Source organism: Mycolicibacterium sp. Y3 (assembly GCF_051188035.1).
Taxonomy (GTDB): Bacteria; Actinomycetota; Actinomycetes; order Mycobacteriales; family Mycobacteriaceae; genus Mycobacterium; species Mycobacterium fluoranthenivorans.
The window spans coordinates 2834344-2853685 of sequence record NZ_JAVQLT010000001.1; the positions used below are offsets into that span (position 1 = coordinate 2834344).

Annotated in this window: 23 protein-coding genes and 1 pseudogene; 14 read left to right on the forward strand and 10 right to left on the reverse strand. The window is 67.9% G+C overall.

The features are described from left to right. Positions 1 to 3 precede the first annotated feature (3 nt). Positions 4 to 729, forward strand: coding sequence for a Type 1 glutamine amidotransferase-like domain-containing protein (locus QN239_RS13715; protein WP_499011054.1), 726 nt, complete (start codon positions 4 to 6; stop codon positions 727 to 729). A 520-nt stretch (positions 730 to 1249) separates the two neighbouring features. On the opposite strand, the gene QN239_RS13720 is transcribed toward QN239_RS13715, so the two are convergent. Both QN239_RS13720 and QN239_RS13725 read right to left on the reverse strand, forming a co-directional pair. After that, on the reverse strand, positions 1250 to 1711 hold the full coding sequence (locus QN239_RS13720) for a DUF4345 domain-containing protein (protein ID WP_499011056.1): 462 nt from the start codon (positions 1709 to 1711) through the stop codon (positions 1250 to 1252). An 84-nt stretch (positions 1712 to 1795) separates the two neighbouring features. After that, positions 1796 to 2479 carry a GAP family protein gene (locus QN239_RS13725; protein WP_499016753.1) on the reverse strand — a complete coding sequence of 228 codons (684 nt, stop codon included), beginning with the start codon at positions 2477 to 2479 and terminating at the stop codon, positions 1796 to 1798. Positions 2480 to 2647: 168 nt separating this feature from the next. Between QN239_RS13725 and QN239_RS13730 the strand changes: the two genes are divergently transcribed. From QN239_RS13730 to QN239_RS13745, 4 genes are all read left to right on the forward strand, one after another. After that, positions 2648 to 3172 carry an AAA family ATPase gene (locus QN239_RS13730; protein ID WP_499011057.1) on the forward strand — a complete coding sequence of 175 codons (525 nt, stop codon included), beginning with the start codon at positions 2648 to 2650 and terminating at the stop codon, positions 3170 to 3172. A gap of 32 nt (positions 3173 to 3204) precedes the next feature. Then, complete coding sequence (locus QN239_RS13735) at positions 3205 to 3852, forward strand: class I SAM-dependent methyltransferase (RefSeq protein WP_499011059.1); 648 nt, start codon at positions 3205 to 3207, stop codon at positions 3850 to 3852. 9 nt (positions 3853 to 3861) lie between these two features. Beyond that, complete coding sequence (locus tag QN239_RS13740; RefSeq protein WP_499011060.1) at positions 3862 to 4149, forward strand: DUF1905 domain-containing protein; 288 nt, start codon at positions 3862 to 3864, stop codon at positions 4147 to 4149. 163 nt (positions 4150 to 4312) lie between these two features. Then, on the forward strand, positions 4313 to 5650 hold the full coding sequence (locus tag QN239_RS13745; protein WP_499011062.1) for an NAD(P)/FAD-dependent oxidoreductase: 1338 nt from the start codon (positions 4313 to 4315) through the stop codon (positions 5648 to 5650). Here QN239_RS13745 and QN239_RS13750 read toward each other — a convergent pair. The 3 genes from QN239_RS13750 to QN239_RS13760 form a co-directional block, all read right to left on the reverse strand. Next, entirely contained in the window at positions 5589 to 6323 is a 735-nt protein-coding gene (locus QN239_RS13750; protein WP_499011066.1) for a class I SAM-dependent methyltransferase, read from the reverse strand. The two genes, QN239_RS13745 and QN239_RS13750, sit on opposite strands and share 62 nt — an antisense overlap. A gap of 130 nt (positions 6324 to 6453) precedes the next feature. Continuing rightward, complete coding sequence (locus QN239_RS13755; RefSeq protein WP_499011068.1) at positions 6454 to 6849, reverse strand: VOC family protein; 396 nt, start codon at positions 6847 to 6849, stop codon at positions 6454 to 6456. An 11-nt stretch (positions 6850 to 6860) separates the two neighbouring features. After that, entirely contained in the window at positions 6861 to 7688 is an 828-nt protein-coding gene (locus tag QN239_RS13760) for an oxygenase MpaB family protein (protein WP_499011070.1), read from the reverse strand. A 37-nt stretch (positions 7689 to 7725) separates the two neighbouring features. Between QN239_RS13760 and QN239_RS13765 the strand changes: the two genes are divergently transcribed. Beyond that, positions 7726 to 8685 carry a cobalamin biosynthesis protein gene (locus QN239_RS13765; RefSeq protein ID WP_499011072.1) on the forward strand — a complete coding sequence of 320 codons (960 nt, stop codon included), beginning with the start codon at positions 7726 to 7728 and terminating at the stop codon, positions 8683 to 8685. On the opposite strand, the gene QN239_RS13770 is transcribed toward QN239_RS13765, so the two are convergent. Genes QN239_RS13770 through QN239_RS13780 form a run of 3 tightly spaced genes read right to left on the reverse strand, consistent with a single transcriptional unit; the run spans position 8630 to position 10639 of the window. Then, positions 8630 to 9466: an SURF1 family cytochrome oxidase biogenesis protein gene (locus QN239_RS13770; protein ID WP_499011074.1), complete on the reverse strand. Its 837-nt coding sequence runs from the start codon at positions 9464 to 9466 to the stop codon at positions 8630 to 8632. The genes QN239_RS13765 and QN239_RS13770 overlap by 56 nt on opposite strands. Next, positions 9463 to 9981, reverse strand: a complete 519-nt coding sequence (locus QN239_RS13775; RefSeq protein WP_499011076.1) for a low molecular weight protein-tyrosine-phosphatase — start codon at positions 9979 to 9981, stop codon at positions 9463 to 9465. The genes QN239_RS13770 and QN239_RS13775 overlap by 4 nt, the downstream gene beginning before the upstream one ends. After that, positions 9974 to 10639 (reverse strand): HAD hydrolase-like protein, encoded by a 666-nt coding sequence (locus tag QN239_RS13780; RefSeq protein ID WP_499011078.1) that lies wholly within the window; start codon positions 10637 to 10639, stop codon positions 9974 to 9976. Before QN239_RS13780 ends, QN239_RS13775 begins: the two co-directional genes overlap by 8 nt. A 16-nt stretch (positions 10640 to 10655) precedes the next feature. Here QN239_RS13780 and cobC point away from each other — a divergent pair, with 16 nt between their 5' ends. The 4 genes from cobC to QN239_RS13800 are packed head-to-tail and all read left to right on the forward strand — an operon-like array spanning position 10656 to position 14642. Further along, positions 10656 to 11717, forward strand: coding sequence for an Rv2231c family histidinol phosphate aminotransferase CobC (gene cobC, locus QN239_RS13785; RefSeq protein ID WP_499016756.1), 1062 nt, complete (start codon positions 10656 to 10658; stop codon positions 11715 to 11717). Further along, positions 11714 to 12841 (forward strand): Nif3-like dinuclear metal center hexameric protein, encoded by a 1128-nt coding sequence (locus QN239_RS13790; protein ID WP_499011080.1) that lies wholly within the window; start codon positions 11714 to 11716, stop codon positions 12839 to 12841. Before cobC ends, QN239_RS13790 begins: the two co-directional genes overlap by 4 nt. Continuing rightward, positions 12841 to 13569: a zinc ribbon domain-containing protein gene (locus tag QN239_RS13795; protein WP_499011083.1), complete on the forward strand. Its 729-nt coding sequence runs from the start codon at positions 12841 to 12843 to the stop codon at positions 13567 to 13569. The genes QN239_RS13790 and QN239_RS13795 overlap by 1 nt, the downstream gene beginning before the upstream one ends. After that, positions 13566 to 14642: a bifunctional RNase H/acid phosphatase gene (locus tag QN239_RS13800; protein ID WP_499011086.1), complete on the forward strand. Its 1077-nt coding sequence runs from the start codon at positions 13566 to 13568 to the stop codon at positions 14640 to 14642. Before QN239_RS13795 ends, QN239_RS13800 begins: the two co-directional genes overlap by 4 nt. On the opposite strand, the gene QN239_RS13805 is transcribed toward QN239_RS13800, so the two are convergent. Beyond that, a complete protein-coding gene (locus QN239_RS13805) occupies positions 14639 to 15205 on the reverse strand; it encodes a helix-turn-helix domain-containing protein (protein WP_167162362.1) in 567 nt (188 codons plus the stop codon). The two genes, QN239_RS13800 and QN239_RS13805, sit on opposite strands and share 4 nt — an antisense overlap. 46 nt (positions 15206 to 15251) lie before the next feature. On the opposite strand from QN239_RS13805, the pseudogene QN239_RS13810 reads away from it, so the two are divergent. The 4 genes and pseudogenes from QN239_RS13810 to QN239_RS13825 all read left to right on the forward strand — a co-directional run. Next, positions 15252 to 16058: pseudogene (locus QN239_RS13810) on the forward strand (NAD(P)/FAD-dependent oxidoreductase); the annotation flags it as partial. A 93-nt stretch (positions 16059 to 16151) separates the two neighbouring features. Next, the gene (locus QN239_RS13815) at positions 16152 to 16802 is read left to right on the forward strand and encodes a methyltransferase domain-containing protein (protein ID WP_499016759.1); all 651 of its coding nucleotides are present in this window, start codon (positions 16152 to 16154) and stop codon (positions 16800 to 16802) included. A gap of 12 nt (positions 16803 to 16814) precedes the next feature. Beyond that, the gene (locus QN239_RS13820) at positions 16815 to 17510 is read left to right on the forward strand and encodes a trimeric intracellular cation channel family protein (RefSeq protein WP_499011090.1); all 696 of its coding nucleotides are present in this window, start codon (positions 16815 to 16817) and stop codon (positions 17508 to 17510) included. Between the two features lie 21 nt (positions 17511 to 17531). Continuing rightward, positions 17532 to 18902 carry an HNH endonuclease signature motif containing protein gene (locus QN239_RS13825; protein WP_499011092.1) on the forward strand — a complete coding sequence of 457 codons (1371 nt, stop codon included), beginning with the start codon at positions 17532 to 17534 and terminating at the stop codon, positions 18900 to 18902. Here QN239_RS13825 and QN239_RS13830 read toward each other — a convergent pair. Further along, positions 18899 to 19339, reverse strand: coding sequence for a VOC family protein (locus tag QN239_RS13830; RefSeq protein WP_499011095.1), 441 nt, complete (start codon positions 19337 to 19339; stop codon positions 18899 to 18901). The genes QN239_RS13825 and QN239_RS13830 overlap by 4 nt on opposite strands. Positions 19340 to 19342 lie beyond the last annotated feature (3 nt).

Sequence of the window (19342 nt, forward strand, 5' to 3'; positions counted from 1 at the left end):
TCTATGCCTGCGGACGCCCCAACCATTCTGGCGACCAGTGGTGGAATCGGCCCGGGACGGCGGACCCGCTTCACCTTCACCGCGCTGACTGACTTCGCAGTGGAGTTGTCCGGCGTCAACGGTCGCGCACCCCGGATCTGTCTGCTGGCCACCGCGATGGGGGACGACAAAGCCGTGCTGCACCACCTCACCGAGGCTGCGCAAAGCCGAGGCTTCATCCACTCACACGTGGCGTTGTTCCCGATGCCCACCGTCGCCGACATCACCGCGCATCTCCTGGAGCACGATGTGGTGTGGGTGTTCGGCGGCAGTGTCGCCGGCCTGCTGGCGATGTGGCGCCTGCACGGACTCGATGCCGCGCTGCGCACGGCGTGGCAGGCCGGGGTGGTGCTGACCGGAGTTTCGGCGGGGTCGATCTGTTGGCATGCGGGCGGCACCACCGATTCGTTCGGGCCGCAGCTCCAACCGGTTACCAACGGCTTGGGTTTCGTGCCGTACGCCAACGGTGTGCACTACGACTCCGAAGATCAGCGCCGCCCACTGCTGCATGAACTGGTGGGCGGCGGGGTGTTGCCCGCTGCCTACGCCACCGATGACGGTGCCGGGCTGCTCTATCGCGGCACCGAGTTCGTGGAAGCTGTTGCCGAAAAGGGCAGTGCGGGGGCATATTTCGTAGATGCGCGCGACGGCGCGGCAGTGGAGACCGCGCTCGATGTCCGGCGGTTGTAGCCCGTGGACTCGATAGACTTTCGGCCCGCCGACAATGGCGACTTCGAGTTCTTCTTCCACCTGCACAAGAACACTCTGGGGCCCTATGTCGACCGGGTGTGGGGGTGGGACGACGCCGACCAACGCTCGTATCTGGAGCGCACACTCGACGTTCGTGACACGCAGGTGATTGTCGTCGACGGGGTCGATATCGGGCGCCTCAACGTCGAACACCACGACGATCACGTCTACATCGGTTTGATCGAGATCGCCCCAGGCCATCAATGCCGGCGCTCGCCGGCTCTACCACCGTCTGGGGTTCGTCGAAGTCGCCCGCACGGGCACGGCGCCGCAGATACGAATTCAGATGCAGGCTCGAACCACACCGGGGGTTGCCCGCCCTGCAGAGGTTTAGTGAGACCGGCTCCGACGAAGGTTTGGCTACCGCACTGTCGCAATAGTATTGATGATTTAGCGACGACGTGATCATCGCGTGCCGAGCTACTTTCCGTCGCGCGACCAATCCACTCTGTCGTGCGGCTCAGCGCGGTGAGGTTTCTGTTGCGAGGCGCGCGATACGCAATTGCCAAACCATAATGGCCGGAACGCCGACGAGCTCGAGTGCAGTTGCCGCGACGAAGACGTGGTGCGGTCGGCCCGTCGTTCGCCACGAGACAAGGCGCGCCAGGCCGCCGATGAAGACGACGGCCGTAAGGCGCCTTACGAGCCCTGTTCGTTTTTCGATGTGCGGGATGGCTGACCAAATTACCGGCGCGGTGGCTAACCAGAACGCATTGACGAACCGGTACTCGCTATCGGCCGTTGCGTCCAGCTGACTCTTGTCACCCGGCAGAGTTTTCGGACCCGCCAGAATCCCGGCCAAGCCTGATAAGGCAGGGATCACCGACAGCACAGCAAGAGTCACTTGCAGACCACGGCGTCCGTAGCCGTCGGGCGGCAGCGTCGCTGACGTTGACGGCGAGGTCAAAGCGTCGTTACTCACGCTTCCAGTGAAGCACTGCTATTCCGCGGAGTCGATAGTCATCAAGAACCGCGGTGACTGCCCCAAGGCCGGATGCGTGGAGTGTTACCACCACTGGTTGCGGTGCACGATTGCGTCGGAAATCAACGCGACCCCGGCAACGAGGAAGAGAATGCGGACTCCGATGGGCCCGTATCGGGTCAAGGTTCGCACCAAAAGGCGCTGGGCGCGGTCGGCCCGTTTACTTCGGCTGGTCGAGAGCGCAAGAACAAGCATGCACGGCAGTAGCGCAATGACGCAGTACGCGATCACGATGACCGGCCATTCCGGTGGTCTGGGTTGGCGTGCGGCGATCATGGCCAAGCCGGCCAGATAGGGCACGGCCGTGGGAGCCTGTCCTAGGCCCACTGCAGCGCCCACAAACCCGAGCAACCAAGGCCGCTGACGCATCGCCGCCATCGCCCATCCCGGTGCCGTCGATTGGGCGACCAGGGGGAAGAACGCCAAACCGATCAGGATCACTCCCACCAGGAACTCCCCCCAATACCTCAGGGTGGGCGTCAGGTTGAAGTTGGTCAGATCCGTGAGCAGGCCCAGGCCGAGCACGGCGCCCAGGCCAAAGGCAGTGGTCACGGTGAAGACCCCGGCAATGAAGCTCACGCCACCAGGCAAGGCCGATTGACGGTTCAACCGGCTCCCGTACACCACCGCGGAAACGACCCCGATGTTCAGGACGCTGAGGGAGTCGAGCAAGGCGAACCCGGCCAACGTCAGCAGCAGCACAGTCATCGTGATCGTGGCCCCCCGGCCCATCGGAGCGACGGTGACCCCGACGCACAACAGACGATTATCTCGACGACCCTACGGTGCCCCATCAGGAAGCAATCACGTGGTGCTGCGTCCTCGTCGCGGCATCGTGGCATATGGCATCGTGATGACGTGGCCCGGGAAGTAGTCATGATCAATGGCCTTCCGGGCGTGGGTAAGACCACCGCGGGCATTTCTCTCGCTGGGGCAATGTCGGCGCCATTTCTGTCCAAAGACTCCATCAAGGAGCAGCTGGCGGAGACAGAGACGGATCTGCCCGGCCCACACCTCGGCGTGATTGCCTCAGAATTGATGTGGTCGCAGGCTGCCGAATTGAACGGCTTGGTGGTTGTTGAATCGTGGTGGTTCCGAATCCGCGACACACAACATGCGGTGAACGGGTTGCGCCGCTCTGGGGCTCGCCGCGGCGTTGAAGTATGGTGCACCGCTCCCGAGCGCATCATCAGACAGCGCTACCGGCAGCGCTCACGCCACGAGATCCATCGCGACCACGAGCGGCTGAACACCGATTGGGAAGGTTGGGCTGCGGACGCCGGACCGCTGAGCATCACCCCCGTGGTCGTGCTGGATACCTCGACGGAGGTGTTGATCACCGACCTCGTGAAAGATGTGGTTTCCGCCCTTCCGGCGTCATCCTTGCATCCTGTCCATTAGCTCGATCGCGTAGAGACCGAGGGGTGAGGGTTATGGATAACACGCAGGCTGGCTACGACGCCATCGCCCAACGCTATGCCGACCAGTTCCTCGGCGAACTCGCGGACAAACCGCTCGACCGTGCGCTGCTTGACCTCGTTGTTTCCGAGGTGGACGGACTCGGTGCGATTGCCGACATCGGTTGCGGTCCCGGCCACGTCGGCCGCTATCTGCATGACCGCGGCGCCCGAACAATCGGGCTGGACCTGTCACCCGAGATGATAGGTGCCGCCCGAGTCGCACATCCTGCCATCGACTTTCAGGTGGCAGATATGCGCAGACTTCCTTTCCCCGATGATGTCTGGGGCGGAATCGTCGCGCTGTATTCGATCATCCACATCGCGCCAACCGAGTTGGCCGCCGTTTTCAACGAGTTCTCCCGCGTCCTCCGGCCCGGTGGAACGGTCTTAATCTCGTTCCACGTTGGTGACGAGCTTCGCCACGTCGAGGAAATGCTGGGCAGCCCAGTTGATCTGGACTTCCAGTTCTACCGACGTGGCTTCGTTGAGGGCAGCCTTCAATCGGCTGGATTCGTGCTGAGCGCTTACATAGAACGCCAGCCCTATCCACATGAGGTTGCGACTCTTCGTGGATATCTGCTGGCCGCGGTTCCGCGCGCGCCGAAGCTTCCGCAGCCTTAGCGTGGAGCCGTGGACTGGGAGTTCGAAGCCGAGGTGTTCCAGTGGCGTGGCCCCGCACCGTATTTCTTCGTCGCCACACCTGCACACGTCGATGACTTCCTGCGGGCTCACCTCGGCGAGTTGACCTACGGCTGGGGTGTCATCCCTGCGCGGGTGCGCATCGGCGGCACCGAGGTGACGACATCACTGATCCCGAAGGACGGCGTCTATCTGGTACCGCTGAAGATCGCGCTACGCCGTCCCGAAGGTATCGACGATGGCGACCAGGTGCGGGTTCGCTTGCACGTCGGCCCCTAACAGGGCGGCCGATCTTAACGTAACCACAAGTGTCTCTTATTTTTCTTAATCTCGAGGTACGGTCGGGACTCGGCTGGGGGAGCCGACGGCGCGTCGGCGCCGCTACCCGAGGGGGACTGTGATGGTTGAGGTGGGTTCGCAGTCAGTGGTTTTGGGTGCGAGCATGGCGGGCCTGCTGGCCGCGCGGGTGCTCTCGGAGTTCTACGAGTCGGTGACGGTGGTCGAGCGCGATCCACTGCCTGACCAATCTGCGCAACGTACCGGGGTGCCCCAAGGGCGTCACCTGCACAACTTTCTCAGCCGCGGCACCCAGGTGTTCGGTGCGCTGTTTCCCGGGCTGCTGGAGGACTTGGCTGCGGCCGGCGCCGTAGTCGACGTCGGAGGTGACCTGTCGCGGGTCTACGTCCGCGTGGCCGGATACGAGTTGAATCCCACCGGCCGGCTGGCGGATCCGCAATCCCTGGCGGCTTATCAGGGCAGCAGACCGTTCATGGAGTTTCACGTGCGACGCCACGTCGCCGCGTTGGCCAATGTCACGATCCTCGACAACCGCGATGCGATCGCGCCGGTCATCGAGGGCGGCGCGGTCACGCGGGTGCGCGTCGTCGACCGTGCGGACGATAGTACGACGGATCTGCCGGCCGGGTTGGTGGTGGACGCGACGGGACGGTCAGCGCGCGCAACGCATTACCTGGAGCGCCACGGTTTCGGCGCTGCGCACGAAGAACAGCTGCCGTCGGTGTGGGGCTACTCCAGTCATCTGATGCACATCGAGGCGGGCAGGATCGCGCATCGGATGGCGTTCATCAACGGTGGCGTCCGGGCTCCGGCCGCGCTGCTCGTGGCGTACGAGAACGACACCTGGATGTTGGCGATCGCACGTCCCGCTCAACTCGGCCGCCCACCAACAGATTTCGCGGGCATGCTGGCCGCCGCCGAGGAGATGCTCCCAGAGAGCATCGTGGCGGGACTTCGGGACGCGACGCCGGTGGGTGTGATCTCGATTTCACGCAACACGGCCGCGGTGTGGCGACGCTATGACCGAGTGGCCAGAGTGCCGGACGGCTTGGTGGTGTTCGGCGACGCGCTGTGCCATCTCAACCCGCTTCACGGGCAGGGGATGACGGTGGCGGCGTTGCAGGCGCTTGCCCTGCGTGACTGTCTGCGCGCGGGGCGCAGCGATATTGGCCGGCGGTTCTACCGCGCGGCGGCGGAACATATCGAGCCGGTGTGGGCGGCGAATCGGGCCAACGATCGCGAACCGGTGTCGGACAGTGAACGCACCCTGAAGCATCGGCTGCGGGCCTGGATGCAGCGCGCCGCGTTGACCGCGGCGGGCACCGACATCGCCGTGGCCGAACGGTTTCTGCGTGTGCGCAGCCTTATCGATCCACCCGCCCGGCTGCAGGAACCATCGCTGTTCGCGCGGATTCTGCTGGTCAATGCGCGCCGGCTAATGACCGGTCTCCCCGGGGATTCGGGATCGCCCGAATCGCAATGAAGCCGGTGGGTTCTCGGCTCAGTTGTTCGTATCTCTGTTCGTCGATGGCCGCCGCCTGCTCGGTGGGTCGCGGTTCCAGCAGTCGCTCGATGAGAAAGCCGGCTTGGTGCAGCTCCTCGCAGGTGTGCTCGAGCGGTGTCAGCCAGTACCTGACATGCCATCCGCGGCTCCACGTCTCCTCGATGACGCGGGCCTGGAAGTAGTTGCCGCCGTGCCTCATCCAATCGCCGGTGGGATGTTGGCGCGACAGGACCAGAGCACCGTCGGGGCGAAGGACGCGCCGAAGTTCGCGTAACGCCGCCACCCTGTCATCGACGTATTCCAGGGCCAAGGCGAAGAGCACCAAGTCGACCGATTGATCGCCGAGCCAATCCAGTGGCGCAGCCAAGTCGTGGGTGCGAAAGTCGCCCGCGGGAACGCGCTGTGCCGCCAGTTCGACCATGCGCGGGCTCTGGTCGAAACCGATGACCCTGGCACCGCGTGCCGTCAGTTCCTCGGCGTAGAGCCCTGGTCCACACGCCGCGTCCAGGACGGTCGCCCCCGAAACGTCACCCAAGAGCGACAGACATGCGGGTCGGTCGTAGTGCGCGTTGAACAGGCCGCTGCGGGCGTGCTCGAGAAATTCGTCTGCGAAGACGTCGTACTGTGGATGAGATCCAACGGCATCAGGCACCCCTCCATTCTCCGGCACCCGATTGACGCAATCGCAAGTTATTGCCACGCGATCGGCGGTTCCCCGCCCATGCACTGATGCGCCGGGTCAACGCCACCACACAGACACCGAACCCGGCATCGATTGACCCTCACTCCGGCGGCGCGAAGAACTCCAGCGCGATCCCGTCGGGATCCCGGAAGCTGAGCCCGGACCCGTAATGCGCGTCCACCACGCCACCGTGCGCGATGCCCAGCTCGTCGAGCCGCGAGGCCCATGACTCCAGTTCCGCGCGCGACGCGCAGCCGAACCCCACATGGTCCAGCCCGGCCCGGAACTCGGTGAACCCGCCCGGCTCGATCGCCTGGTCGTGCTGGTGGATACCGAACAGCGTGCCACCGTCGAGCGCCCACACCAGATGCCGGAAGCCGGCGTCGGTGTGCTCGTCGAGCACCGGATCGAACCCGATCAGTGCCCGGTACCACGGGCCGCTGAACCCGATATCGCTGACCGTGACCGCCACATGGTTCAGTGCCGCGAATGACATGACTACCCCTTTCAGACCACTCGTTTACCCAGACGCGCCCGGGTCCGCATATCCCACAGGTACAACCGATAACCGAACTGCCAGACCTCCCGCGGCACGACGCGATCGGCGATACGCAGTCCCATCAACAGCAAGGCGAACCGGCGCTGGTCGTCCGGTGTCCAATCCAGATTCATCATGGCGCGGAATCGCGACGACAGAAATCCCTTGGTGGCGAACAGGATTGGCGGTCCTGCCAACTGCCGAAGTGGCGTCGGTAGGAACGCCGCCGACGCCACACCGTGCAGGTGCTCACGCACCGGTTCGTCGATCCGGAGATCGTCGAGTGTGCGTTTCCAGTAGTCGTCGAACGCCGCCCGGTCCGCCGGCCACATCTCCTCACGCACCTGCAGCGTGGTGCCCAGGGTGCGGGCGTCGGCGTAGATCGCGTCGGCCGACTGGTCATCCAGCGGCCCGTACAGGAACTCGTGCTGGTCGATGTAGTAGCGGTACAGGCACGCCGCCACCCACAACTGCAGGTTCGGGTCGAAAGCGTTGTAGCGCACCGGGCTTGACGGGCGCGACCGGACCTGCGCGTGGACGCGGTCCACCTCGGCCCGGATCAGTGCGCGGTCGGCGTCGGTGCCGTAGGTGGCCGCCGCCAGGTAGGTGCCGGTGGTGCGGGCCCGTTTGAACGGATGCATGTAGACATTGCCGCTGTCCACCGGGCTCTCCAACACCCCATAGCCGACGCCGGGCAGCGACAACTGCATGATGACGTTCGCGGCGGGCGCCAGCGCCGCGGCCGGATTGAGCAGGTCGATGACGCGTCGCGGACGGCGCGGTGGTCCCAGCCTCATGTACTCGAGTAGAGCACCTTGTGAGACGCTCCCCATCGTGTTTGAACACACTGCCCGTGCGGCCGGACTGGCGGCCGGCTATCTCGCCGACCTGTGCTGGGCCGATCCGCAGCGCGGCCACCCGGTGGCGGCCTTCGGAACGGCCGCCGCGGCCCTGGAGAAACACACCTACGCCGACCGCCGGTCCGCCGGCGTCGTCCACACTGCCGTGCTGCTCGGCGCGCTGGGCGCGCTCGGGGTGGCGGCCGAGCGGGCAGCGGCGCGGCGCGGCCCGGCGTGGACCTTCGCGATCACGGCGGTCAGCACCTGGGCGGTGCTGGGCGGAACCACGCTGGCTCGCACGGGTGCGCAGATGGCCGACCGGCTCGGCGGGGACGACCTCGCCGGCGCCCGGGCCTTACTGCCGTCCCTGTGCGGCCGGGACCCGGCCGCGTTGGACGCCGACGGCCTGGCGCGGGCGGCCCTGGAATCGGTGGCCGAGAACACCTCCGATGCGCAGGTGGCGCCGATCCTGTGGGGCGCGGTGGCCGGGGTGCCCGGACTGCTGGTGTACCGCGGCGCCAACACCCTCGACGCGATGATCGGTCACCACTCGCCGCGGTACGAGCGGTTCGGCTGGGCCGCAGCGCGATTCGATGACGCGGTCAACTATCTCGGGGCGCGTGCGACGGGGCTGTGCGTGGTCGCGGTGTCCGGCGCGCCGGCCGCGGCGTGGCGGGCATGGCGCCGCGACGCCGGAAAGCATCCCAGCCCGAACGCCGGAGTCGCCGAAGCGTCGTTCGCCGGAGCGCTGGGCGTGCAGTTGGGCGGACCCACCCAATACGCGCACCGCCTCGAGATGCGCCCCACCCTCGGTGACGGTCCCGCACCCCAGGCGCGCGATCTGCGCCGAGCGGTGCGGCTGTCGCGCGCCGTGCAGACGCTGGCCACCGTGGCTGCGGTCAGCGTCGCTTCCCGTATCGGTCGGCGAGCTTCTCCTCGGTCGTCTGGGGCGTGACGTCGGGCACCTCGGGCTGGGCGTCAGGCTTGTCGCCGGCCTTCTCCCGACGGCGGGCCTTCACCTCGGCGACGATGAAATAGCCCAGCCCGATCGGCGCGACGATGCCGAAGGCGATCCACTGGATGCCGTAGGACAGAAACGGCCCGGCATCCAGGTGCGGCAGCGGAATCACTCCGAGGCCGCCGGGCTGGTTGTCCACCAACTGCAGATACGAACCGGCCAGGGGCACCCCGGTCACCTGCGAGACCTGGGACGGATTGATCGAATACACCTGCTGCGCACCGTCGGCCCGGAACGGCTCCTTGCCGGTGAGCACGGGCTCCGCATCGCGCAGCCGCGCGATGATGGTCACCGGGCCGGCCGGCGGGGCGGCGAACGGCGGCAACGCAGTGCCTTGGTCGGGTTTGACATAGCCGCGGTCCACCAGCACCGTCGGCCCGTTGTCCACTGCGAATGGGGTCAGCACCTCGTAGGCCGGATCCCCGTCGACCGACCGGAGCCGCGCCACCACCTGTGCGTCGGGCAGATAGTGCCCGGTGGCACTGACCCGGTGCCATTGCTGATCGGGAGCCGACGAATCCTGATGGGGCAGAACACTGGTCAGCGGGACCGGGTCGGCCGACAGCGAGCTGGAGATCTGTGAGTTCTCCCGAGAGGTCTTGGTGTTCTTGCCCAACTGCCACGGCGCCAGCACCGTGAAGCACAGCCACGCGAACGCGATCACCACGACGAACAGTGCCAGCCACTGGGGCCGGAACAGGAACGCCCAGCGCTTCATCGCCCAGAACCCAACCGCTCGTCGACCCAATCGTGCAGCCCACCCAACGACGCGTCGATGACGTCGAACACGTCCTGGAAGTCGGTGAGCGACCCGTAGTACGGATCCTCCACATCGAGGGCGAAGGCGCCCGAACGGGGATCGAACGACCGCATCATCCGCAGCCGCTCAGGCGGCACCCCCATCTCCTTGAGGAAGCGCGCGTGGTTGCGGCCCATCGCGATCACCATGTCGGCGGCCAGGTGGTCGTCGTCGATCTGGGCCGCACTGTGGGAGGTCGGGTAACCGTGCTGGCGCAGTATCTGATTGGTGCGCCGGTCGGCGGGCTCGCCCGCGTGCCAGCCACCGGTACCCGCGCTGGTCACCCGCACCACATCGGCCAGGCCGCGTTCGGAGATCTGGTGGGCGAACATCTTCTCGGCCATCGGGGACCGGCAGATGTTGCCCGAGCAGATGAAGGTGACACGCACAAGCTGTTCCCCGGGTCGCTGCGCTCCCGCCCGCCGATCAGACACCCAGCACCTCCCGCAGGTCGGCGATGGTCGACACCCGGTGCAGCGGCGCGGGAGCGTCGGGGCCGTCGAAATCGGTGCCGCCGTAACCCCAGCCGACCACGACGGTGTCGATACCGTGCTCACCGGCGCCCTCCACGTCGTGGGAGCGGTCGCCGATCATCAGCACCCGCTCGGGCAGCGGGCTCAGCTGCGCGAGGGCATGCGCGACCACATCGGCTTTGGCGGACCGGCTGCCGTCCGAGCTGGCGCCCGCGATGACCTCGAAATAGCCGTCCAGGCCGAAGTGGGTGAGGATGCGGTGCGCGGTCGTCTCGGCCTTCGAGGTGGCGACGGCCAGGCGCACGCCCGCGGCGCGCAGATCCTCCAGCAGCGTCGGGATCCCGTCGAACAGGCTGTTCATCGCCCAGCCGCGGGTGGTGTAGTCGGCGCGGTAGGCGGTGATCGCCGCCTCGACACGGTCGCCGAGCCCCATCTCGCTCAGCGTGTGGTGCATCGGCGGCCCGACGATCCGGCCGGCCAGGTCGCCGTCGGGCACCGGCGCGCCGACGGTGTCCAGCGCATGCCGGAAGCTGGCCACGATGCCGTCCGCGGAATCGGTGAGGGTCCCGTCGAGGTCGAACAACACCAGCTGCGGGGTCTCGATCACCGTGTCAGTCACCCGTTCATTGTCGCCGATGTACCTGTGGTGTCCTGCGGCGCACTACTGTCGTGCTGTGGTTCACCGGGTCCGGCAGGCGGCGCGCTATCACGGCGATCAGGCCGTCGCGCCCGGCATGCTGGACTTCGCGGTCAACGTGCGCGCCGAGGGTCCGCCGTCGTGGCTGGTGGACCGGTTGAGTGCGCGGCTGGGTGATCTGGGCCACTATCCCGCCGCGGCCGACACCGACCGGGCGGTGCGAGCAGTCGCCGAGCGGCACGGCCGTGGGGTGGACGAGGTGGCGCTGCTGGCCGGGGGCGCGGAGGGGTTCGCGCTGCTGCCGCAGCTGTCGCCGACCCTGGCCGCGCTGATCGCCCCGTCGTTCACCGAACCCGAGGCGGTGCTGAGCGCCGCGAACATTCCGACCGACCACGTCGTGCTGGCGCCGCCGTTCACGCTGGCCGATGCCCGCGTGCCCGACGAAGCCGATCTGGTGGTCATCGGCAACCCGACCAACCCCACCTCGGTGCTGCACACCCGCGAGCAGATCCTCGCGCTGCGCCGCCCGGGCCGGATCGTGGTGGTCGACGAGGCGTTCGCCGACGCGGTGCCGGGGGAGCCCGAATCGGTGGCCGGCCTGGCGCTGCCCGACGTCGTCGTGCTGCGCAGCCTGACCAAGACGTGGTCGCTGGCCGGACTCCGGGTCGGCTATGCGCTGGGTGCGCCCGAGGTGCTGGAGCGGTTGACCGCCCGGCGGGCGCACTGGCCGCTGGGCACGCTACAGCTCGAAGCCGTGACCGCGTGCTGTGCACCGGAGGCCGTCGCCGAGGCCGAGGCCGGCGCCCGCCGGTTGGCGGCGCTGCGCACCGAGATGGTGTCCGGACTGGGGGCGGCGGGCATCGAGGTGGTCGACGGCTGCGCCCCATTCGTCCTGATGCGCGTCGCCGACGCCGAACTGGCACGGAAACAGTTGGACAGCAATGGGATTGCGGTGCGCCGCTGCGACACCTTCGTGGGGCTCGAGGGTGACTATCTGCGCGCAGCGGTCCGGCCGGAGTGGCCGGCTTTGGTGTCGGGTTTTAGGGAGATCCTGCGGTGAGTGTCCTGTTGTCCGACGTGATCGAGGTCCTCGACGCCGCGTATCCGCCTGCGCTGGCGCATGACTGGGACTCGGTGGGCCTGGTGTGCGGTGACCCGTCGGAGCCGGTGTCGTCGGTGACCATCGCGGTGGACGCCACCGCGGCGGTGGTCGACGAGGTACCCGACGGCGGCCTGCTGCTGGCGCACCACCCGCTGCTGCTGCGCGGGGTGGACACGGTGGCGGCGAGCACCGCCAAAGGGTCGTTGATCCACCGGCTGATCCGCTCGCGACGATCGCTGTTCACCGCGCATACCAACGCCGACGCGGCGCTGCCCGGGGTTTCCGATGCGCTGGCCGACGCCCTGGGTCTGGTGGTGCAGGACGTCCTGGCGCCGGCGGAGTCCCGCTCCGGCCTGGACAAGTGGGTGGTCTTCGTTCCCGCCGAAGACGCTGAGCGGGTGCGTGTGTCGCTGTTCGCGGCCGGGGCGGGCCAGATCGGCGACTACTCCTGCTGCAGTTGGAGTTCCAGTGGCACTGGGCAGTTTCTGCCGCGGGAAGGCGCCGACCCCGCCATCGGCACCGTCGGCACCCTGGAACACGTGACCGAGGACCGGGTCGAGGTGATCGCGCCGTCGGCGGTGCGTCCGCGGGTGCTGGCGGCATTGCGCGCCGCGCATCCGTATGAGGAACCGGCCTTCGATGTGTTCGCCCTGGCGCCGCTGCCCTCCGGGGTCGGCATCGGGCGGATCTGCGCCCTGCCCGAACCGGAATCTCTGTCGGCGTTCGTGTCCCGAGTGCGTGGCCGGCTGGCGGCCACCTCGTGGGGGGTACGGGCGGCCGGCGACCCGGAAGCGCTGATCTCGCGGGTGGCGGTGTGCGGCGGCGCGGGCGACTCGCTGCTGGACACGGTCGCCCGCACCGATGCCCAGGTGTACGTGACCGCGGATCTGCGCCACCATCCGGCCGATGAGCACCGTCGCAACTTCGGCACCGCTCTGGTGGATGTGGCGCACTGGGCCAGTGAATACCCGTGGTGCGGACAGGCGGCCGCCCTGCTCACCACACGTTTCGGCGCTGAACTTCCGGTGCGCGTGAGCACGGTGCGCACCGACCCATGGAATATCGAAGAAGGACATCATTGATGAAAGCTGCACTCACCCAACAGCGTTCGCTGTTGACGCTGGTCGAGTTGGACGCCGAGCTGAGCCGGGTGGAGCACCGGGCCCGCAACCTCGCCGAGCAGCAGCGGTTCGAGGAGGCGCAGGCCGAACACCGGGCCGCTACCGACCAACTCGCCGTGCTGAGCATCACTTTGGAGGACCTGGACGGCCAAGTCGCCAAATTGGAGAGCGAGATCGACGGAGTCCGGCAGCGTGAGGACCGGGACCGGTCGCTGCTCGAGGGCGGCGAGGTGAACCCCAAACAGCTCTCGGAACTGCAGCACGAGTTGGAGACGTTGGAGCGCCGCCAGTCCGCGCTGGAGGATTCGATGCTGGAGGTGATGGAGCGCCGTGAAGCGTTGCAGGCCCAGCGGTCCGAGGCGCTCGCCCGCATCGACACCCTGCACAACGATATGTCTGCGGCGCAATTGGCGCGCGATGAGGCGCTGGTCGCCATCGACCAGGCCCGCCATGTCGGTGGGCTGCGCCGCACCGAGCTGACCTCCGGTCTGGATGCCGAGCTGGTCGCGATGTACGAGAAGCAGCGGGCCAAGGGTGGCCCGGGCGCCGGTCTGTTGCAGGGCAAGCGATGTGGCGCCTGCCGGATCGAGATCGACCGCGGTGAGATGGCCCGGATCTCGGCGGCCGGCGAGGACGAGGTGCTGCGCTGCCCCGAATGCGGGGCGATCCTGCTGCGGATCAAACCGTGAAGGTTCTCGTCGAGGCCGACGGTGGTTCGCGGGGCAACCCGGGACCCGCGGGCTACGGTGTGGTCGTCTTCAGCGCGGACCATTCCGCGGTGCTGGCCGAACGCCGCGAGTCGATTGGCATGGCGACCAACAATGTCGCCGAATATCGGGGTCTGATCGCAGGTTTGACGGCGGCAGCCGAGGTCGGCGCCACCGAGGTGGCCGTCTCGATGGACTCCAAACTGGTGGTGGAACAGATGTCGGGCCGCTGGCGCGTCAAGCATCCCGACCTGCTGGAGCTGCACCGCGAAGCCACCCAGGCGGCCCGCCAGTTCGACGCGGTGAGCTACGAATGGATTCCGCGGGACCGCAATTCCCACGCCGACCGGCTGGCCAACGAGGCGATGGACGCCGCACAGGACGACCCGGTGGACAAGCCCGCCGGGTCGAGCTCGGGACCCGGCTGGACCGGTGCGCGCGGCGAGCCCACCCGGCTGATGCTGTTACGGCACGGCCAGACCGAACTGTCGGTGAATCGGCGGTACTCGGGTCGCGGCAATCCGCCGTTGACCGAACTGGGTCGCGCTCAGGCCGATGCGGCGGCGCGTTACCTGGGGGAGCAGGGCGGCGTGTCCGCCGTCATCTCCTCACCCCTGCAGCGGGCCCATGAGACCGCGGCCGCCGCGGCGAAGGTGTTGGGTCTGGACGTCACCGTCGACGACGACCTCATCGAAACCGATTTCGGGGCCTGGGAGGGTTTGACGTTCGGCGAAGCGGTGCAACGGGATCCGGAACTGCACGGCCGGTGGCTGCGCGACACCAGCATCACACCCCCGGACGGGGAGAGCTTCGACGCCGTCGCGCGCCGGGTGCGCCGGGCACGTGACCGGATCGTCGCCGAGCACGGCGGGTCCACGGTGCTCGTGGTATCGCATGTGACACCGATCAAAACACTTCTGCGCCTTGCCCTGGACGGCAGCGCCGGCATTCTGTACCGGCTGCATCTGGACCTCGCCTCGCTGAGCATCGCGGAGTTCTACCCCGACGGGCTGGCCTCGGTGCGGCTGGTCAACCAGACGGCGTATCTGAACTAGCTGTGCAGGTGCATCCGCTCGCCGTGCACATCGAAGATCATGATCGCCTCGACGGGGCCGTCGACGGTGCCGAACCAGTGCGGCGTCCACGTCGAGAACTCCACGGCCTCACCGGGTTCGATGGTGAAGTCCCGTTCGCCGAGGATCAGCCGGAGCTTGCCGGACAACACGTACATCCAGTCCTGGCCCTCGTGCACGGGGAACTCGGCGGGCGGCTTGTTGCGTCTGGCGCTGACCCGCACCTTGTACGTGTGCCGACCCCCGGTGGGGCCGTTGCGGGTCAACGGCCAGTACGTGACGCCGTGGCGGGTATGTGAGCTGCCGCGGACGCGGGGGTCCTCGGACTCGGGTTCGCGCAGCAGCTCGTCGGTGCTGACCGCCAGCGCCGAGGCCAGCCGGGGCAGGTGATCGAGAGCCAGCCGGCGCTTGCCGGACTCCAGCCGGCTGAGCGTCGACACGTCGATGGCGGCGCGAGTGGCGACATCCTGCAGGGTCAGCCCCTGCTGGGTGCGTAGGTCCCGCAGCCGTTTGCGGACAGTGTCGTCCACGGACTTTGCCTGCATGGCAAATCAGCTTGGCATCGTTGCGTGGTGTCGGCAAGCTCTAACCATGGACACCACATGGGATTGCATCATCGTCGGCGGCGGCGCCGCGGGACTGAGCGCCGGGCTGGTCCTGGGCCGGGCGCGTCGTCGCACCCTGCTTCTGGACGCCGGCACACAGAGCAACCTCGCAGCACACGGGATCGGTGGGCTGCTCGGACACGACGGCCGCCCGCCCGCGCAGCTCTATGAGATCGGACGCACCGAACTCGGCGCGTACCCCAGCGTCGAGGTGCGGTCGGCGACGGTGGTGACCGCGGTCCGCGACGGCGCGGACTTCGTGCTGACCACCGCTGACGGCAGCCGCATTCGGGCGCGTCGGGTACTGCTGGCCGCCGGCATGCATTACGAGATGCCGGAGATCCCCGGCATGGCGGAACTGTGGGGGCGGTCGGTGTTCCACTGTCCGTTCTGCCACGGCTGGGAGGCGCGCGATCAGCCGCTGGCCGTGCTCGCGCAGGGCGACCGCGCCGTGCATGTCGCGCTGCTGCTGCGCGGGTGGACCGAGGACATCGTCGTGCTGTCCAATGGGCCCGCCGGACTCGATACCGGTCAGCTCGACCTCTTGGCCGGTGCCGGGATCAAGGTGGATGAGCGGCCGATCGCGCAATTGCATTCCGAGGAAGGCGAATTGGCTGCGGTGGTGTTCGCCGACGGTGGCCGGTTGCCGCGCCGGGGGCTGCTTGTTTCGGTCGGTCTGCGCCAACGCGGCGATCTGGTGGCGCAGCTCGGGCTTGCCCTGGCGCCTCCGTCGCCGGTTGCCGTCGACGCGGTCGCCGTCGATCCGATGCAACGGACCTCGGTGCCCGGCGTGTTCGCGGCGGGCGACCTCTGTCCCGGTATGCCGCAGGTGTCCGCGGCGGTGGCGTCCGGATCGATGGCGGGGGCCGCGGTGATGCAGAGCCTGATGACCGACGACGTCGGTCTGCCCGGCACGCCGTGGCCGGTATTCGAGTCGACCGCGCAGCAGCACTGGGACCGGCATTACGGTGAGCGCGAACGGGTCTGGAGCGGACGGGTGAACAAGCACCTGGCCGATATCGCCGGCGCGGTGCCACCCGGGCGCGCCCTGGATCTGGGCTGCGGAGAGGGCGGTGACGCGATCTGGTTGGCCCGCAACGGCTGGCAGGTGGTGGCCACCGATATCTCCGGTGTGGCGCTGGACCGGGCTGCCCAGGATGCCGGTGAACTGTTGGAGCGCATCGACTTTCAGCGTCATGATCTGACCGAGACCTTTCCGGCGGGTGAGTTCGACCTGGTGTCGGCGCAGTTCCTGCATTCGACGGTGCCGCTGGACCGCACCGCGGTACTGCGCCGGGCGGCCGCTGCCGTCGCTCCGGGTGGGCGGTTGGTGATCGTCGATCACGGGGCCGCGCCGCCATGGTCCAAGCACAAGGACTATCCGTTCCCCAGCGTCGACGAGGTGCTGGCCGCGCTGGACCTCGGCGACGGCTGGGATCGGCTGCGGGCCGAACCGGTCGAGCGGGAGGCGACGGGTCCGGAGGGAGAGCACGGTCACCTGATCGACAACGTGATGGTGTTGCAGCGCCGGACGTAGATACCCTCAGGCGTGTTCGTCGAACTGTTTCGTGCCCTCGACCTGGCGGGCGTCTTCACCAACGCGATCCTCGGCGGCATGGTGGCCCGCGACAAGCGTTTGGACCCGGTGGGTTTCGCGGCGCTTGCCTTGCTTTCCGGACTCGGCGGCGGCATCATCCGCGACACGCTGCTGCAGCACGGGCCGCCGGTGGCGCTGACCGATTCGCTCTACGCGCTGACGGCCATCGCGGGGGCGGTGGTCGCCTTCGTCCTGCCGGTGCGCGGGCGGCTGTGGAACGTCTCGTTCCCGCTGATCGATGCGCTGGCGCTGGGCTGCTGGGCGACGGTCGGCGCGCAGAAGACGTTGTCGCTGGGCTTGGGCTGGCTGCCGGCCCTGCTGCTCGGCACCATCACCGCGGTCGGCGGAGGTGCGCTGCGGGATCTGTTCGTCCAGCGGATCCCGCAGATCTTCGGCGGCAACACCTTGTACGCGAGCTGCGCCGTGGTGGCGAGCGCGGTGGTCATCGGCTTCTGGTACGCCGGGTTATCGACCGCTGGAGCGCTGGTGGGCACCGCGGTGGGTGCCTTGATGTGCCTCCTGGCGCGGTGGCGTGGCTGGCAGCTCGGCCAGGGTCTGGCCTGGGACTACGCGGTGGCGAGGCGCCCCGGGCAGCGGTTGCCCAGGGTGTCGGTGCGGATCGCACGTGAGCGTGGGGACTTGTCATAGGGTCGCAGTAGTATCGAACACATGTTCGACTCGCATCTCGCCACCGCGCACGGGGAGTTGCGGGCTGAGCGGGCTGCGACGGCGCGGCGGTTGGTCGCGCTGGGCCACTACACCGGCGTTCGGATGGCTGAGCTGGGCAACACCCATCAGGACTGGGTGGTCGACGACTGGGAATTGGTGGCCGTCGAGGTGGCCACCGAGCTGGGGATCGGACGGCAACGGGCCTCCACGGAGATGGCGCACGGCCGGACATTGATCGAACGGCTGCCGCGGCTGGCTCAGGTTTTCCTGGCCGGTGATCTCGAGTACGGGCATTTCACCGCGATCGCGGCGCGCACCGCCTTGATCGTCGATCCCGATCTGCTCGGGATCGTCGATGAGCGGGTGGCCGCCCAGGCGCCGGGGTGGGCGGCGCGTTCACGGGACAGGGTCGCCGAGCTGGTCGACTGGCTGGTGCTGGAGGTCGACCCTGAGGCGATCCGGGTGGCCAAACAGCGCCGCGCCGAGCGCAGGATCGACGTCACGCCCGCCGGTAACGGGCTTGCCGACGTTATCGGCACTGCCGACGCGGCCGATGCCGCCGTGTTCGACAAGAGGCTCGATGAGCTGGCGCGCACCGTGTGCCCGAACGACCCCCGTACGCATGCCGAGCGTCGCGCCGACGCGCTGCGTGCTCTCGCCGAAGGCGCGACCCGGCTGGCATGCATGTGCGGCTCGGCCGAATGCCCGGCCGGTACCGCTGAGGCCCCCGCGGGCAGCATCGTCATCCATGTGTTGGCCGAGCAGGCCACCGTCGAGGGCGATAGTGAGACGCCGGGGCTGCTGCCGGGCTACGGGGCGATCCCGGCCGAACAGGTGCGCCAGATGGCGGCGCGGGCCCGGTGCCGGCCGGTGCCGCGGCCACCGGCGTTGTCCACCGAACCTGGTTACCGGCCCTCGGCGCGGTTGGCGGATTTTGTGCGGGCCCGGGATCTGACGTGCCGGTGGTACGGCTGCAATGCACCGGCGGAGGTGTCCGATATCGATCACACCGTCCCGTGGCCGGCCGGAGTCACCCATCCGTCGAACACCAAGCTGTATTGCCGGACCCATCATCTGGTCAAGACGTTCTACACCGGGTGGTCCGACGTACAGGGGCCCGACGGTTCCCTCACACTCGTCTCACCGGCCGGTCGGGTCTACCAGAGCACACCCGATGGGGCGCTGTTCTTTCCGCAGCTGGCCGCCCGCACCGGCGTACTCGCCCGCGCCCAAGCGCCCCCACCCACCCCGGCCCGCGGGTTGGCGATGCCCACCCGCGCACGACCCCGGGCGCACGAGCGGGCCTACCGTATCGCCCGCGAACGGGCGCTCAATCGCGCCCGCGCCGAGGCGAATCCGCCGCCCTTCTAGGGGTTCGCGAACGCGCTCATATCGGCCGGCTGGGTCAGTCGCACACTGTTGCCCGACGGGTCGCGGAACCCGCAGTCGATCCCGTAGGGCTGCTGGTGTGGTTCCTCGGTGAACTCGACACCGCGGGCCTTGAGTTCCTCGTAGCTCGACCGGCAGTCCTCGGTGGTGAGAAAGATCGTGCCGGCGAATCCCTTGGCGGTCAGCTCGCGGACCTGCTGCTGGGTGGCCGCGTCCATGAAGGGCGGGCCGGGCACCGCCATCAACACGATGGACACGTCGTCCTGGCCGGGCGGACCCACGGTGAGCCACCGAAAGACGTTGTCCATATCCGGAAGTGAAACATCTTGGCGCACTTCGAATCCGACCTTCTCGGTCCAGTACTTGAGAGCGACTTCCTGGTCGTGTACCCACAGGTGGGCGTTTGCGATCTTGATCATGGA